Source organism: Leptotrichia sp. oral taxon 218, from assembly GCF_018128225.1.
Taxonomy (GTDB): domain Bacteria; phylum Fusobacteriota; class Fusobacteriia; order Fusobacteriales; family Leptotrichiaceae; genus Leptotrichia.
In genome coordinates this window covers 18734-34751 of sequence record NZ_CP072377.1, presented here as the reverse complement: position 1 = coordinate 34751, position 16018 = coordinate 18734, and the positions used below count along the sequence as shown (strand labels likewise).

At 29.7% G+C, this 16018-nt stretch carries 14 protein-coding genes and 1 pseudogene; 10 read left to right on the top strand and 5 right to left on the bottom strand.

Translation table 11 applies throughout. From position 1 onward, the window contains the following. Nucleotides 1-193 precede the first annotated feature (193 nt). From J5A73_RS00175 to J5A73_RS00165, 3 genes are all read right to left on the bottom strand, one after another. Nucleotides 194-571: a DUF1304 domain-containing protein gene (locus J5A73_RS00175; RefSeq protein WP_211615567.1), complete on the bottom strand. Its 378-nt coding sequence runs from the start codon at nucleotides 569-571 to the stop codon at nucleotides 194-196. A gap of 64 nt (nucleotides 572-635) precedes the next feature. Continuing rightward, complete coding sequence (gene map, locus J5A73_RS00170) at nucleotides 636-1409, bottom strand: type I methionyl aminopeptidase (RefSeq protein WP_211615565.1); 774 nt, start codon at nucleotides 1407-1409, stop codon at nucleotides 636-638. Between the two features lie 147 nt (nucleotides 1410-1556). Continuing rightward, nucleotides 1557-2189 (bottom strand): adenylate kinase, encoded by a 633-nt coding sequence (locus J5A73_RS00165; protein ID WP_211615563.1) that lies wholly within the window; start codon nucleotides 2187-2189, stop codon nucleotides 1557-1559. 224 nt (nucleotides 2190-2413) lie between these two features. Between J5A73_RS00165 and J5A73_RS00160 the strand changes: the two genes are divergently transcribed. From J5A73_RS00160 to fucO, 7 genes are all read left to right on the top strand, one after another. Continuing rightward, nucleotides 2414-2929 carry a type I phosphomannose isomerase catalytic subunit gene (locus J5A73_RS00160; RefSeq protein WP_211615561.1) on the top strand — a complete coding sequence of 172 codons (516 nt, stop codon included), beginning with the start codon at nucleotides 2414-2416 and terminating at the stop codon, nucleotides 2927-2929. A 35-nt stretch (nucleotides 2930-2964) separates the two neighbouring features. Next, nucleotides 2965-3081 (top strand): MarR family transcriptional regulator, encoded by a 117-nt coding sequence (locus J5A73_RS00155; protein WP_211615559.1) that lies wholly within the window; start codon nucleotides 2965-2967, stop codon nucleotides 3079-3081. A 464-nt stretch (nucleotides 3082-3545) separates the two neighbouring features. Then, nucleotides 3546-4793, top strand: coding sequence for an RNA-guided endonuclease TnpB family protein (locus J5A73_RS00150; protein WP_211615557.1), 1248 nt, complete (start codon nucleotides 3546-3548; stop codon nucleotides 4791-4793). A 212-nt stretch (nucleotides 4794-5005) separates the two neighbouring features. After that, on the top strand, nucleotides 5006-5332 hold the full coding sequence (locus J5A73_RS00145; protein WP_211615554.1) for a hypothetical protein: 327 nt from the start codon (nucleotides 5006-5008) through the stop codon (nucleotides 5330-5332). Between the two features lie 59 nt (nucleotides 5333-5391). Beyond that, nucleotides 5392-6597 carry a MalY/PatB family protein gene (locus J5A73_RS00140; protein WP_211615552.1) on the top strand — a complete coding sequence of 402 codons (1206 nt, stop codon included), beginning with the start codon at nucleotides 5392-5394 and terminating at the stop codon, nucleotides 6595-6597. Nucleotides 6598-6793: 196 nt separating this feature from the next. Next, nucleotides 6794-7306: a peptide-methionine (S)-S-oxide reductase MsrA gene (msrA, locus tag J5A73_RS00135; RefSeq protein ID WP_211615550.1), complete on the top strand. Its 513-nt coding sequence runs from the start codon at nucleotides 6794-6796 to the stop codon at nucleotides 7304-7306. A gap of 139 nt (nucleotides 7307-7445) precedes the next feature. After that, the gene (gene fucO / locus J5A73_RS00130) at nucleotides 7446-8594 is read left to right on the top strand and encodes a lactaldehyde reductase (protein WP_211615548.1); all 1149 of its coding nucleotides are present in this window, start codon (nucleotides 7446-7448) and stop codon (nucleotides 8592-8594) included. Between the two features lie 55 nt (nucleotides 8595-8649). Here fucO and J5A73_RS00125 read toward each other — a convergent pair whose 3' ends face one another. Together J5A73_RS00125 and J5A73_RS00120 are read right to left on the bottom strand one after the other, a co-directional pair. Next, a complete protein-coding gene (locus tag J5A73_RS00125; RefSeq protein WP_211615546.1) occupies nucleotides 8650-9228 on the bottom strand; it encodes a biotin transporter BioY in 579 nt (192 codons plus the stop codon). A 77-nt stretch (nucleotides 9229-9305) separates the two neighbouring features. Then, nucleotides 9306-12263, bottom strand: coding sequence for an autotransporter domain-containing protein (locus tag J5A73_RS00120; protein ID WP_211615544.1), 2958 nt, complete (start codon nucleotides 12261-12263; stop codon nucleotides 9306-9308). A gap of 232 nt (nucleotides 12264-12495) precedes the next feature. Between J5A73_RS00120 and hemA the strand changes: the two are divergent. The 3 genes and pseudogenes from hemA (at nucleotide 12496) to cobA (ending at nucleotide 16011) form a co-directional block, all read left to right on the top strand. Further along, nucleotides 12496-13511 (top strand): annotated as a pseudogene (gene hemA, locus J5A73_RS00115) (glutamyl-tRNA reductase). Between the two features lie 9 nt (nucleotides 13512-13520). Next, entirely contained in the window at nucleotides 13521-14468 is a 948-nt protein-coding gene (hemC, locus tag J5A73_RS00110; protein ID WP_211615542.1) for a hydroxymethylbilane synthase, read from the top strand. Between the two features lie 43 nt (nucleotides 14469-14511). Then, a complete protein-coding gene (cobA, locus tag J5A73_RS00105) occupies nucleotides 14512-16011 on the top strand; it encodes a uroporphyrinogen-III C-methyltransferase (RefSeq protein WP_211615539.1) in 1500 nt (499 codons plus the stop codon). Nucleotides 16012-16018 lie beyond the last annotated feature (7 nt).

Sequence of the window (16018 nt, the reverse complement as noted above, 5' to 3'; positions counted from 1 at the left end):
TTTAATTCTCCTTTCTTTGCAATTTTCTATATAAATAAATTCAACGATAAAATTTTTATATTTTAAGAATTTACTTTATTATACAATATTTTTTAAAGTTTGTCATTTTTAAAATTTTACAAAATAAAAAATGCACTATTTATGTTAAACTTTTTAACATTTTTATGCATTTATTATTTTAAATTTTCTTTTTTTATGAAATTAGTAGTGGTAATAATAAAGCTATTAATGCTAAAATTGCTGGAACTCCCTGTAACATAAATATTTTTTTAGATGCGGTAACTGAGCCATAAAACGCTGCACATATGATACAAACAATAAAAAATACTGCTATTTGAACTTGATATTCAGTTGCTTCAATCAAGCTCCAAACTAGTCCAGAAGCTAAAAATCCATTGTATAATCCTTGATTTGCAAGAATTTTTTTTACTCTTTCATCTTTTAAAAATTCCAAATCTAAATTAAATGTTTTTTGTGCAGTTTTACTTTCAGTTCCATACATTTCGAGATATAAAATATAAAAATGCTCCAACGCCACTAAAAATATTAAAAATTTTGCTAGTATACTCAAAATTATAATTTTTCCTTTCTAAAAATAATATATATTTTTTTACTGTTTACAAACTTTAGCTAAATTAATCTTTTAAACTTAAAATAACAGGTTTTCCATCAATAATAGCAAGGCTGTGTTCATATTGAGCAGATCTTTTTTTATCCCTTGTCACAGCTGTCCACATATCAGACAATATTTTTACTTTATGAGTTCCCACATTTACCATAGGTTCTACTGTAATTACCATACCATTTTCAATTTTTGCACCAGTTCCAGCTCGACCATAATTTGGAATCATCGGATCTTCGTGCATTTCTTTTCCAACCCCATGTCCAGCAAAATCTCTGACCAAAGAAAATCCATATTTTTCAACATATTCTTGAATTGCAGCTCCTATATCTCCAATTCTATTTCCAGCTCTTGCAGCTTCAATCCCAATTTCACGAGCTTTTTCGGTAACTTCCATCAATTTTTTAGAAGTTGCGTCAATTTCTCCGACAGCATAAGTAGTCGCCGCATCTCCAAAATATCCATCCAAAACTGTAACTGTGTCAACTGTTAAAATATCCCCTTCTTTTAAAATTTTATCTTTACTTGGGATTCCGTGAACAACAACTTCATTTACAGAAATACAAGTTGCAGCTGGATATGGCGGATATGGTCTTCCTATATCATAGCCTTTTGTTCCTGGAATTGCACCTTGACTTCTTATGTAATCTTCTGCAATTTTGTCCAATTCATAAGTACTAACCCCAGCTTTTACATATTTTGGCAAAACATCTTCCAAAAGTCTTGCAATTATTTCATTAGCTTTTTTTATTTTTTTTATTTCTTCTAATGTTTTGTAAATAATCATTTCAATTCTTCTTTCTTTTTTCTCTTTTTTCTTTTTTTCTTTTTTCTTCTTTGATTTTTAATTTTTTTTATTTTTTATTTATTTTTATTTTTTTCTCTTTTTAAAATATTTTTTTTATTTTAATTTTATGTTTTTTAATTTTTTAATTTATTTTTCCAAAATTTCAACAATAGCTTTTGTAATCTCTTCCATTTTTTCTTTATGTCCGCCAACGCTGTAAACTTTATTTTGAGCTTTGTAAAAATCTAAAACTGGCGCTGTCTGTTCTTTATAAACTTTTAGTCTGTTTCTAACTGTTTCTTCGTTATCATCTGGTCTTTGGTATAAATCTTCAGGATTTTCATCAACTGGCGGATTGTATTTTATATGATAAATTTTTCCTGTTTTTTTAGACACTCTTCTTCCAGTTATTCTTTCAATAATTTCTTCGTCACTAACTTTAAGTGCGATAACTTTATCAATCTGTTTTCCAAGTCTAGCTAAAATCTTGTCCAACTCTTGCGCCTGTGCTACAGTTCTAGGAAATCCGTCTAAGATAAATCCTTCTTCGCAGTCTTTTTCGGCAAGTCTTTTTTCCACAAGTCCGTTTACAATTTCATCTGAAACTAATTTTCCTTGATCCATAAGTTCTTTAGCTTGTAATCCAAGTGGAGTTTTATTAGCGATTGCCGCTCTTAAAATATCTCCAGTTGAAATTTGTGGAATTCCATATTTTTTAACCAATTGTTTTGCTTGAGTTCCTTTTCCAGCACCTGGTGCTCCAAATAATACTATATTCATAATTTTTCCCTTTCCTTTCTTTTTTTTGTTTTGTTTTGTTTTTTGCTTTTTTGATTTAATTTTTTTTATTTAACTTAACTAAATTTTATAATAATATAATAACATTTTACAAAATTTTTTTCAATGGCGACACAACAAAAAATTTTCAATTGTTTTTTTTTCATATAAATGTTATTATTAAAACATAAATATATAAAAATAATTAAAATTAAGGAGGTTTTTTTATGCTATATCCGTTAAAATTTAAAAAAGTTTTTATTGAAAAAATTTGGGGAGGAAAAAATTTAGAAAAAAAACTGGATATTGAACTTCCGAAAGATAAAAATATCGGGGAATCTTGGGAAGTTTCTGCTCATCCAAATGGAATGGGAATTGCGCTAAATGGAAAACTAAAAGGTAAAACTTTGAAAGAAATTTATTCTGAATATAAAGATAAACTGGTTGGAAAAAAAGTTTTTGAAAAATACCCAGATAAATTTCCACTTCTTATAAAATTTTTGGATGTAAACGACAGACTTTCCATCCAAGTTCATCCAAGCGATGAAGTTGCAATGAAAAAACACAATGAATTTGGAAAAAGCGAGTCTTGGTACATTGTTTACGCAAGTGATGACGCCACTTTGATTTTAGGAACAAAACCTGGTGTCACAAAGAAAAAATTTTTAGAAAAAGTTAAAAATAATGATTTTAGCGACTTATTTGAAGAAAGATCGGTAAAAACTGGAGATTTTATTAAATAGTACAAGAACACTCGCGACGCAAGGAATGAGATGAATTGTACGAAAATTTTAGTAAGCATATAGGGAAACTTGTATGTAGACACGGAGCAAAACCGTGCAACAAAGAAACTGAATTGCTGGGAACTCTTAAAGCTAGTATAGCCACAACATAATACCTAGGTAATAATATATGGTATAAGTGTGAAGGTGGCGAAAGCAGAAAAAATATACTAGATGATGCAAGGTTAAATCCTAAACATTATGATAATAGACAATCAGCAGCTAAGCCTGAAAAGGAAAGTTCAACGGACTATCCCTCGTGAGGGGAGTACAATACAAGCGATAGGTATTGGAAGTGGTTTCGCCTAAGTCCTTGAAATAGGATATGGATAAGATATAGTCTGTGCTTGTTAGAGATAACAAGAAGTTCAAGGCTAATCTCCTTAATTTATTAAGGAGTATATATGCCAAGAGAACTGCATAAGTAGTAGCGCACTTATGTGAACGACACTTCCCACTGTTGTGGGGGTTTAAAAACTTTAAAAATATTTAAAAATAAATAAAAAATATTACTTTTTTGACAGATAAAATGTAGAATACATGGTATAATATCTCTGATGAAAAGGAGGTGATATCTATGTATTTAACTTTAAAACAGCAGGTAAAACATCTTAGTAAAAAAGAGTTTAGGAATTTAAAATATTTATCTCATATAGCCAAGAACTTAACTAATGAAGCTATATATAATATTAGACAGTATTATTTTAATAAGAAAAAGTATTTAAGTTATAACGAAAACTATAAAATGCTTAAAAATAGCGAGAACTATAAAAAATTAAATTCTAATATGGCTCAACAAATTCTAAAGGAAGTAGACGGAAGTTTCAAATCATTTTTTGGACTTTTGAAACTTGCTAAGAATGGTCAATATAATTTTAAAGATATAAAATTACCTAAATATCTTGCTAAAGATGGTTTTACAACTCTTGTTATAGGTTTTGTTAGATTAAAAGATGATATGCTGATAGTTCCTTATTCAAATTCATTTAGAAAGACACATAAGGAAATCGCAATAAAACTACCACCAGTATTAAAAGACAAGAAGATAAAAGAAATTAGAATAATACCTAAACAACATTCTAGGTACTTTGAAATTCAATATACTTATGAGGTAGAAGAAGTTCAAAGGGAATTAAATAAAGAAAATGCACTAGGAATTGATTTAGGTATAGATAATCTTTGTACTTGTGTTACAAATACTGGAGCATCATTCATAATAGATGGTAGAAAATTAAAATCAATAAATCAATACTATAATAAGACAAATGCAAAATTGCAAAGCATTAAAGATAAGCAAAAGATTAAGCGGACAACATTAAGACAAAAAAGAATAGCTAGAAAGAGAAATAATCGTATAGAAGATTATCTTTCAAAAGCGGCAAGAATAATTGTAAATTATTGTCTTAATAATGATATAGGAAAATTAGTTCTAGGATATAACGAGAATTTTCAAAGAAAATCAAATATAGGAAGTATAAATAATCAAAACTTTGTGAATATACCATATGGAAAATTAAGAGATAAATTAATATATCTATGTAAACTATATGGAATAGAATTTAGACTACAAGAAGAGAGTTATACATCAAAAGCAAGTTTCTTTGATGGAGATGAGATTCCAATATATGATAAAGAAAATCAAAAAGAATATATATTCAGTGGAAAAAGGATAAAAAGAGGACTATATCAAACAAGTAAAGGCTATCAATTAAATGCAGATTGTAATGGAGCATTAAATATATTAAGAAAAAGTAAAGTTGTGGATTTAAATATCCTATACAATAGAGGTGAGCTGGACACGCCTAAAAGAATAAGGGTAGTATAAAGCTATCAAACTTCTTAGAAAATTTTTGAATATTTTTAAAGATTTTAGAACCCTGCGACTTTAGTCGTGGGAGGTTCAGTGACATAACTCCTGGAACTGTTCATGCAAGTTTAAAAGGAAGCGTCATTTTTGCAGAAATTCAGCAAAGTTCTGATATCACTTACAGAATTTACGACTTTGACAGGATCGATAAAGATGGAAAAAAAAGGGAATTGCATTTGGATAATGCCGCTGATGTTATTGATTTTGGAAAAAAAGTGGAAATTAAAAATACAAATTTTAAAAATGGAGAAACTGAAAAAAACATAATAAAAAATAAATTTTATTCAATTGATAAAATAAAAATTTTAAATTCTTATGAAGACTTTTGCTCTGAAAGTATGATAATTTATACTGTTTTAGACGGAAACGGGAAAATTTTCTGGAATGAAAATGAATTTTTAGAACTAAAAAAAGGAGAAAATATTTTAATCCCAGTTAATTTAAAAGTACAGCTTGAAGGAAACTTTGAGATTTTGAGAACAACAATTGAAGAATAAAAAATTTTTAAAATAAAAAATAATAATTTAAATTATTTAAAAGAAAGGCAGGAAATTTTATGAAATACAACTTTGATGAAATTATCGACAGAAAAAATAATCACTCTGTAAAATATTGTGAAATTGACAAAAAATTTGGAGTTGATAAAGATAGCGACATTATTCCTCTTTGGATTGCCGATATGGACTTTAAAACAGCACAACCTATAATTGACGCCATTCAAAAAAAGGCTGAACACGGGATTTTTGGCTATGTCTACCGTCCTGATGAATATTTTGAATCGTTTATCAACTGGCAAAAGAGAAGATACAACTGGGAACCAAAAAAAGAACTTGTAAGTTTTAGTATCGGTGTTGTTCCAACGCTTGGCTCTCTTGTTCAAATTTTTTCAAAACCAAATGACAAGATTTTGATTCAAACACCAGTTTATTCAGAATTTTACGATATTAACGAAGATAACAAAAGAATTGTAATTGAAAATCGTTTTATTGAAAAAGATGGAAAATATTCACTAGATTTAGTTGATTTGGAAAATAAATTAAAAGAAAAACCAAAATTTCTTATCTTTTGCAATCCACACAACCCGCTTGGAAAAGTTTGGACTTACGACGAATTAAAAACAATTGGGGATTTATGCATAAAATACGGTGTTACTGTCATTTCTGATGAAATTCACTCAGACTTGACTTTATGGGACAACAAACACATTCCAATGGCAAGTGTTTCTGAAGAAATAAGACAAAACACAATTACTTGCACTTCGACTGGAAAAGCGTTTAATGTAGCTGGACTGCAATGTGCGACAATCGTTTTCAACAACTTGGAAACAAAAGAAAAATTTTATAGATTTTGGAAAGACTTAGAAGTTCACAGAAATAATCCATTTAACTTGGTTGCCACAATAGCGGCTTACTCTAACAGCGGAGAAGAATATTTGAACCAATTAATCGAATATTTGCAAAACAATATTTTATTTTTAAATGATTTTTTCAAAAAATATATTCCAGAAATTCAGCCAAATGTGCCACAAGCGACTTACTTAGTTTGGCTTGACTGTCGAAAATTATGTGAAAAATTTGGATTTAATCAAGAACAATTGGAAGAATTTATGCTAAAAGAAGCAAAAATTGGACTAAATCCTGGACGAAGTTTTCAAAAAGGACTGGAAGGATTTATGAGATTAAATACAGCTTGTCCTAGAAGCGTTCTGGAAAAAGCATTAAACCAATTAAAAGATGCGATTGAAAATTTCAAGCATAAATAAAATTAATACTTAACATTAAAATTACATATAAATTTGAATGAAATAACAACAGTACTGATGTTTACTGTAGTCCATACATAATGCACTTTCTCTTCTCATAAAATTAAAAGATTATAATAATCTTTTTCTATTTAACTATTTATATAATGTATAGATATTAAATAATAAAAAAGAATTAGAGGAGGTGTATTTTGATATGGAAAAAGAAATATATTTAGCTGGAGGATGCTTTTGGGGAGTACAGCACTTTTTTAAAAAAGCTCCTGGCGTTTTGAGTACAACTGTTGGCTACGCAAATGGTCAAACTTTGGAAACTAGCTATGATATTTTAAAGATGACTGACCACGTCGAAAATGTTTACATAAAATATGATTCTAACATAGTTTCACTGGAACAATTATTGACTTATTATTTTTCAATAATCGATCCCACAAGTTTAAATCGCCAAGGATATGACGAAGGTCGACAGTACAGAACTGGAATCTATTACAAAGATAGAGAAGATTTAAATGTTATCACAAAAAAAATGGAAGAAGAACAAAAAAAATATTCTACAGATATAAAAGTCGAAGTCAAAAAAATAAATCATTTCATCCCAGCTGAAGATTATCATCAAAATTATTTAGAAAAACATCCAGACAAGGAATGCCATATTGACATGGAAAACGCCATAAAAATTTTTAAAAAAGAAAAAAAAGAAGAATATTAAAAGAAGCTTAAGTTTTTTAAGTTTCTTTTTTTATATTTGTTTAATCTTGACAACAACAATTTTTGAGATACAATTATAATAGAAAAAGAAAAAAATAATTAATATTTCTATAATAAATAATAAAAGGAAGTGACTTGTTATGGTAAACCGTATCATTTTAAATGAAGTATCTTATCATGGATTTGGAGCAATTGAATCTATTCCAGGTGAAGTGGAAAAAAATAAATTCAAAAAGGCTTTTATTTGTACAGATCCTGGATTAATTAAGGCTGGAGCAGCTAAAAAAATTACTGATGTACTTGATAAATCTAATTTAGAATATTTAATATTTTCTGATGTTCAACAAAATCCTACAATTGAAAATGTAAAAGCTGGAGTTGAAAAATTTAAAGAAAGTGGTGCAGATTATATTATTGCAATTGGTGGAGGTTCTGCTATGGATTGTGCCAAAGCTGTAGCAATTATTATAAATAATCCTGAATTTTCTGATGTTCGAAGTCTTGAAGGAGTTGCAGATACAAAAAATAAATGCGTTCCAATAATCGCAGTTGCAACTACAGCTGGAACAGCTGCCGAAGTTACAATAAATTATGTTATAACAGATATTGAAAAAAATAGAAAATTTGTCTGCGTTGACCCACACGATATGCCAGTAGTTGCAATAGTTGACCCAGGAATGATGATGACAATGCCAAAAGAATTAACAGCTGCAACTGGACTTGATGCACTAACTCATGCAATCGAAGGATTTACAACAAAAGCTGCTTGGGAAATGACTGACATGTTTCATTTAAAAGCAATCGAATTAATAGCAAAATATTTGAGAAAAGCTGTGGAAAATGACGAAGAAGCTAAAGAAAAAATGGCTCTTGCCTCATATTTAGCAGGAATGGGATTCTCAAATGTAGGACTTGGAATCGTACACTCAATGGCTCATCCTCTAGGAGCATTTTACGGAACTCCACACGGTGTTGCAAACGCAATAATTTTACCAACTGTAATGGAATACAATGCTGAATATACAGGGGAAAAATTTAGAGAAATAGCAAAGGCTTTTGGAATAAAACACACTAGAAGAATGGCTCCTGAAGAATATAGAAAAGCAGCAGTAGATGCTGTAAGACAATTAGCACACGATGTAAATATTCCTGAAAATTTAAAGGGAATAATGGACATAAAAGATTTGGATTTTATCGCCGAATCAGCTTTGAATGATGTCTGCACTGGCGGAAATCCACGAGATACAAACTTGGAAGAAATAAAAGAACTTTATAAAAAATTATTGTAATTTGCAAAAAAATCTCCTAAGAATTTTTCTCAAAGGAGATTTTTTACTTTTATATTTAATTTTTATCTTTTCCAATAACTTTCCACAATGTTGGAAGTAAAAGTGTAATTGTTGTTGATTTTATCGCATCTCCAGGAAGGAAAGGCAATACTCCAACCATAAACGCATTTTTACCAGGTACAAATAATGACAATACTATTGATCCAAGTGTTAAAATAATAGCACTTGAAAGTAGCAATGAGAAAAATGTTTTCACATAAGATTTTGTAACACCTTTGTCAGATAAGTATCCTAAAATTATTGTAGCTACAATATATCCTAAAATATATCCTCCTGTTGGTGAAAATAACGATCCTGATTTAAATCCAGCAAAAATAGGAGCTCCCAAGCTACCTGCTGCAACATATGAAAGTATAGTTGCTGTCCCCAATTTTCTACCGTATAATAACGCCATCAATGTAACTCCGAATGTTCCAAGCGAGATTGGCACTGGAGTGAAAGGAAGCGGAATTATAACTTGTGACATTAACGATAAAAATGCAACTCCACCTAACACTAAAAGAATATTTTTTAAAGTTTCTTTTTCTTTTGTTTCAAAATTTGCAATATTACTAATTAAAGTATTTTCTTTCATAAAAAACCTCCGTTAATCTTATTTTATTTTATAGTATTGTAACATCTGTTATCTAAAAAGTCAATAAATCTATTTTTTTAGAAGTTTACTCTCACTCCTGTTGTAAATACATTGTTATGTCCTTTTCCTTTTTTACCGCTGTCAACTGAACCGTCGTAATTTGCATACCAGCCAAAGTTTTTATTCACTTCTGTCAATGCTCCAACTCCTACCCAAGTTCTATTTTTAGGTAATCCAATTCCTTTTACTTTGAATTTTGCATTAGACAGTCCTGTATAACTTGCATCAAAACTTAAATCTTCGTTGTTAAGAGCAGTTTGGTGAGTTACATAACCTTGGAATGTCGATTTGCTTCCACCTTTCCAGTCAACTGATTTTCCAACTCTTAATCCAACTAATCCTGAAGTTTGAGCATATGTTTTTTTATCAGCTTTTAGACCAAATTGGCTGTTATCTTCTGAAAAAGAACCTCGTCTTACTGTATCATGAGAAACTCCAACAAATGGTGTCACAACAAAGTCACCTTTTTTATTTTTAAAGTCATATCCTGTTTCCAAGTATCCTGAAATTACTTTGTCATTGTGATTAATTTTAGCTCTTGAAGCATCAGTCGGACTCAAAATAATATCTCTTTCGACATCACTATCCACAAATCCGATTCCTGCACGACCCTGTAAATATAAAGGATTTTCTTTATTTCCTAATCTTCCATACAATGAAACACCAAAGTTATTTGCATCAGATTTTCCACCGTATCTGTTAAATTTGACATTTGCTTTGGAATAAGATAATGCAGTTCCTAAAATCAAATTGTCGCCAAATTGTTTGTCAACTCCAACTTGACCACCGTAAACTTTAGTTTTTCCTTCAGCGTAACCATCCTGTTTCAATTTTCCGTTTGCTCCAAGTCCTGTTATCCAAAGTCCGAATTTATCTCCGACATTGTCAAGTGTTCCAAGCATTACAAGACGATTTGACAAGTCTTTATTCACTGTCTGTGATTGCTGGAAAGTTAGCGCTTGTGCTGAAGCGTAAATTTGTCCAGACAAACTGTCTAGTACCGCTGCACTTGAAGCACTTTTTGTAGAAAGTCCTTGCAATACTGCTGCTTTTCTCTCAAAGTTTTCCACATTTTGTGTATTTCCATTTTCAACTTCTTCGTCTAATTTTTGAAATGCTGTTTCTATGTTTGCTGCCGTATTTTGCTGCATTTCATCAGAATTTTCAGAGTCTTTTACATATGTTTCAATATTTTTACGACTAAGATTTGCTGTAACTTTGTTTCCGTTTCTTTGAACATCTACATTTACTAAATCTCTTTCATTTTCACCTTTTACAGTTCCTTCAACTGTTCCGTCTGAAGTGATTACATCATTTGTAATGCCTTTGGCTGTGACATATTTATCCTGTCCATTTTGGTCTTTTGCCGCAACTTCTACTGTCACATTATTTAATTTGACATCTCCAGCTACATGTAATGTGGAATTTGTATCTGTCTTAATTCTCGAATTTTCAAGTGAAATATATTTTCCAGCAAATGTTGTTCTACCAGTATTTTCAACTGTTCCAGCATTTGTCACATCATTTTGTATAACTGCGTTTCTAGTTGCAAGTGTCGCTTGCGGTCTCACATTAAGCGAAGATGTATAAACTCCGTTTACTTGAACTTTTCCTGCATTTACTGTTGTATTTCCTGTAAATGTGCTGTTTCCTGATAAAATTAAAATTCCTGCTCCATTTTTAATTAAACCAGCATCTCCTGAAATATCGTTTGAAAATGTGTAAGTTCCACTTGGAATATCAACTACAACATTTTCATCCAATGCAAGTTCCTTACTAAATTTAGAAGGTCCATTTAGAGCTTTGTCAATATTTATAAGACCCCATCCGTAAGTTGAATCCACTCCTGGATCTCCTATGTCAGTTGCTGTTGATAAAATAGTTTGTCTTATAAGACTTCCGTCCATCCAAGGATATTTTTCTTTAAGTAGTGCCGCTGTACCTGTAACAACCGGTGCTGCATAAGAAGATCCTGAACCTACATATCTTTGTCCTTTTATTTCAAAAATCTGGTCTCCCACAACTGTAACTGTCCAGTTTTTTGCAACTCCCGCTGGTGTCAATGCAGTAAGATTGTCCCAAGAAGTATTTCCTAGATCTGAATCTTTTTTAGATGTCAAAGAAACTACATTTATCCAACCTTTTTGCAATGTATTGTCAAAATAAGGTAAACTCGCTTCAAGCGAAGGGTTTTTATCAGTCGAGTCATTTCCTGCTGACCAGACAAATAAAGAGCCGTTAGCCACAGCATTTTTATAAAATGTTAAAACATCAGTTCCAATTTGAGTTCCATAATAATTGACATCAGTTGAAAATGGACTGAATTTAGTGACATCACTGTCAACTCCAAAAGATTGGTTATAAATTTTTACTCCGTTATTTTGTAGCGCTTGGTACATACTAAGACTTATTTCTGGATATGTTTTTCCTTCGCTATTTTGTTTTGCTGCGTCAATTGCATAAATTTCAACATTTTTTGCTGTTCCTTCAGTTGCACTTCCTAAAAATGAAGCAACTACAACTCCATGATCATCACTTTGAGTAGGTGTAGCTGTAAATCCTGAAACTGTCAACTTATGAAGTCTGCTCCCAAATTTTGAACTTAAATCAGATGCTAGAGAAGAATTTTCAAAACCGACATCAATAATCCCTACTTTTGCTCCGCTTCCAGTATAAGTTGTATCTGAATGGCTATGCTGATTATTTTTGTCATAACTTACCGAAGAATCGTTCCAAGCAATTGGTCCTGAAGCTGGTACTGCCGGTGTAGTTGTTTGTGAAGGACCACTTGATGGTGGAATTACCGGCTTTGCTATTGGATTTGAAGGTGCAACTGGTGTTGAAGAACCTGTTGTACTTCCACCTCCTCCACCTCCTCCTCCGCAGCTTACAATTGAAAAGGCAAGTATCGCTACTGCTGTATATTTTGTAAAATTATTTTTTTTCTTAAAGTTATTTTTTAAATTTTTAAGCATAATTAACTTCGCCTCCATATTTATTTAATTTATTTTATTTTATTTATTTTTCTAAATAACTGTATTTTCCACAATTTATTTTACCATATTTTTAGTGGTTTTTCTATAATGGCAAATAAACTTTTTATTTTTTTATAAAAAAATATTTTTTTATTGCTATTTTGTATAGTAAAATGTTATACTTTATTTATATTAAATTTATAAAATTTAGAGAGGAAAAAGGAAATAATAGATGCAAAATAATATTTTTTGCCAAAATTTTTTTGTAATTAGCTTTAGCTATAAAAAGATGTCAATTGAAGAAAGAGAAAATTTTGTAAAAAGTAAATATAAAACTAAGATTGAAAACTTTTTTGAAAAAGGGGATATTTTGGGATATGTTATTGTGGAAACTTGCCTTAGAATTGAAATTTATCTGGAAACTAAAAAAGATTTTGAAATAAATAATTTAATTTGTCAATTTGATTTTCAAAATATTAACTTTTTAAAAAATGATGCAGCGGTATTTCGTTTGTTTGATGTGATTTGTGGCTTGGATTCAGTTATAAAAGGTGAAGATCAAGTTTTAGCGCAAATAAAAAAGGCGTATTTTAAATGTTTAGAAAATAAAAAAACTTCTAAACTTTTAAATATAATATTTAACAGTGCAATAGAAACTGGAAAAAGATTTCGTACTGAAAGTAAAATTAATGAAAAAAATATGTCGCTTGATTCAATTTCAGTGAAATTTATAAAAGAAAAAGTAAAAAATATTGAAGATAAAACTATTTTTATAATCGGAGTTGGCGATTTAACTCAGTCAATTCTCACTTTATTTCACAAAATGGGACATAAAAATTTGATTGTGACAAATAGAAGTGAGAGAAAATCAACAGAATTAAAAAAAGTTTATGACAATATAAGAACAGCTAAATTTAGCCAAAAATATGAATTTATACAAAAAAGTGACATTATAATCAGCGCAACTTCTGCGCCACATTTAATTATGGAATATAACGGAATAAAAGAGATTTTGTGTGACAAAAAAGAGCGATTTTTTTGGATTTGGCTGTTCCAAGAGATATTGACAAAAAAATTGCAAATTTTAAAAATGTTTTTTTGTATAATTTGGACGATATTTGGGAACTTTATAACCAAAATGTGGAAAAACGGGAACAAATTGTGGAAAACTTTTTTTATTTAATTGAAGAACAACTTGAAAAATTAAAAATTAAATTGGAAAAACAGAAAAAATATTCAAAAAATTAAGGAGAAAATGTGAAAAAGATTGTTATTGGGACACGAGGCAGTATTTTGGCATTAGCTCAAGCTGAAAAAGTTAAAGAATTGCTGCAAAAAAAATTTGATTTTTTCTTAAAAAACGATACAAAAAAAATTGAATCTATTTTTAAAGAAAATTTTGAAAAATTAGAAATTGAGATAAAAATTATTGTGACAAAAGGCGACAAAAATATGCAGGATTTTGAAAAAATAAAATCGAGTACGCAAAAAGATTTATTTGTAAAAGAAATTGAGAAGGAAATGCTGGATAAAAAAATTGATTTAGCCGTTCATTCATTAAAAGATATGCCGCAAAAAACTCCAGAAGGTCTTGTAAATATTTCATTTCCTGCAAGAGAGGACTCAAGGGATGTCTTAGTCTCAAAAACTGGAAAAAGTTTAAAAGATTTGCCAAAAGGCGCTGTAATTGGGACTGGAAGTGCAAGACGAAAAAAAGAAATTTTGACTTTACGAGATGACTTATCTGTAAAAGGGATAAGAGGAAATATTCATACAAGACTAAAAAAACTTGAAACGGAAGATTATGATGCGATTGTTCTTGCTGCGGCAGGTTTAAAAAGGGTTGGATTAGAAAATAAAATTACTCAATATTTTACCGATGATGAAATTATGCCGTCTCCTGGACAGGCTATTTTGTGTGTGGAATGTCGAAATGACGATGAAATTATAAAAAATTTCCTGCTTGAAATAAATGACTGTGATACAAAATTAATTTGTGACGCCGAAAGAGAATTTTCAAAAATATTTGATGGTGGATGTCACACTCCGATTGGCTGCTATGCAAAAATTTTAGGTGATAAAATTATTGTAAAAGGAATGTATTACAACGGAAATAAAAAAATTTCTTGCAAAATTTCTGGAAAAAAAGAAGATGCAAAAAAATTGGCACAAGAACTGGCACAAAAAATAAAAAAGCAAATATGAAAAAATTTTGAAAGGATAATTGAAAGGATAAAAAGGGATAAAAATGGAAAATAATAAAGTTTTTATAGCTGGAGCTGGTTGCGGTGACGAAGAATTAATTACACTAAAACTAAAAAAAGTTATTGAAAAAGCCGACTGCATAATTTATGACAGACTTGTAAATCCAAATATTCTAAAATATAAAAAAAATTCTGCCGAACTTATTTATATGGGAAAAGAAAATTTTGAAGGTGGCGAATTGCAAAAAAAAATAAATGAAAAAATTGTCGAAAGAGCAACTCAAAATTCTGAAAATAACCCTAAAATTGTGCTTCGGCTAAAAGGTGGCGATCCTTTTGTTTTTGGTCGTGGCGGTGAAGAGATTGAAGCAATTTTGGAAAATAACCAAAAAAATGATATTAAAATAGATTTTGAAGTGATTCCAGGAATTACTTCTGCAATCGCTGTGCCAGAATACGCTGGAATTCCAGTTACTCACCGAGGAATTAATACTTCTTTTCATATTTTTACTGGACACACGAGAGAAAATGGGAAAGAACACGATTTTTCGCAAATTGCAAAATTGCAAGGAACATTAATTTTTTTGATGGGTCTTTCAAACTTGGAAAAAATCACTCAAAGTCTTATAAAATACGGAAAAAACGAAGACACTCCAGTTGCCGTGATAAAAGATGGAACGACTTCTAAACAAAAGACATTTATTGGAAATTTAAAAAATATTTGTGAAATTGTGCGAAAAAATAATGTTAAATCTCCTGTAATTATTGTAATTGGGGAAGTTGTAAGATTGCGAGAAAAAATGAAATGGTTTGAAAATAAAAAATTGTTTGGAAAAAATATTTTAATTACAAGAAACAAAAATAAACAAAAAAATATTTTGCAAAAAATAAATGAATTTGGCGGAAATGCGTTTTTACTGCCATTTATTGACATTGAATATTTAAATTTTGACTTGCCAGATTTAAAAAATTTTAACGCCATTTTATTTAACAGCGCAAATTCTGTAATTGGATTTATGAAAAAAATAAAAGATATGAGAATTTTGGCGAATGTAAAAATTGGTGTTGTTGGAGAAAAAACTGCCGAAGAAATAGAAAAATATAAAATTATTCCAGATTTTTATCCAAAAGAATACACAGTCGAAAAATTAGCTTATGAAAGTACAAAATTTACATCTAAAAATGACAAAATTTTATTTGTAGTTTCAAATATTTCACCAGTAAATACTAAAAAATACAGCAATTTATACGAAAGAAAATTTGAAAAAGTCGTAGTTTACAATACAAACGGCGTAAAATATGAAGAAGAAATTGTGGAAAACTATGTCAAAAAAAGTGATATTTTGATGTTTTTAAGTTCTTCGACATTTAAAAATTTTTGGAAAAATTTAAAAAATAAAAATTTGTTAAATGAAAAAGTTATTGCTTCAATCGGTCCCGTCACAACCAAAACTATTCAAAATTATGGCTGCAATGTTCAAATTGAGGCAAAAAGATACACAGAAGACGGACTTTTTGAAGAAATATTAAAATATAAAAAATAATAAAATT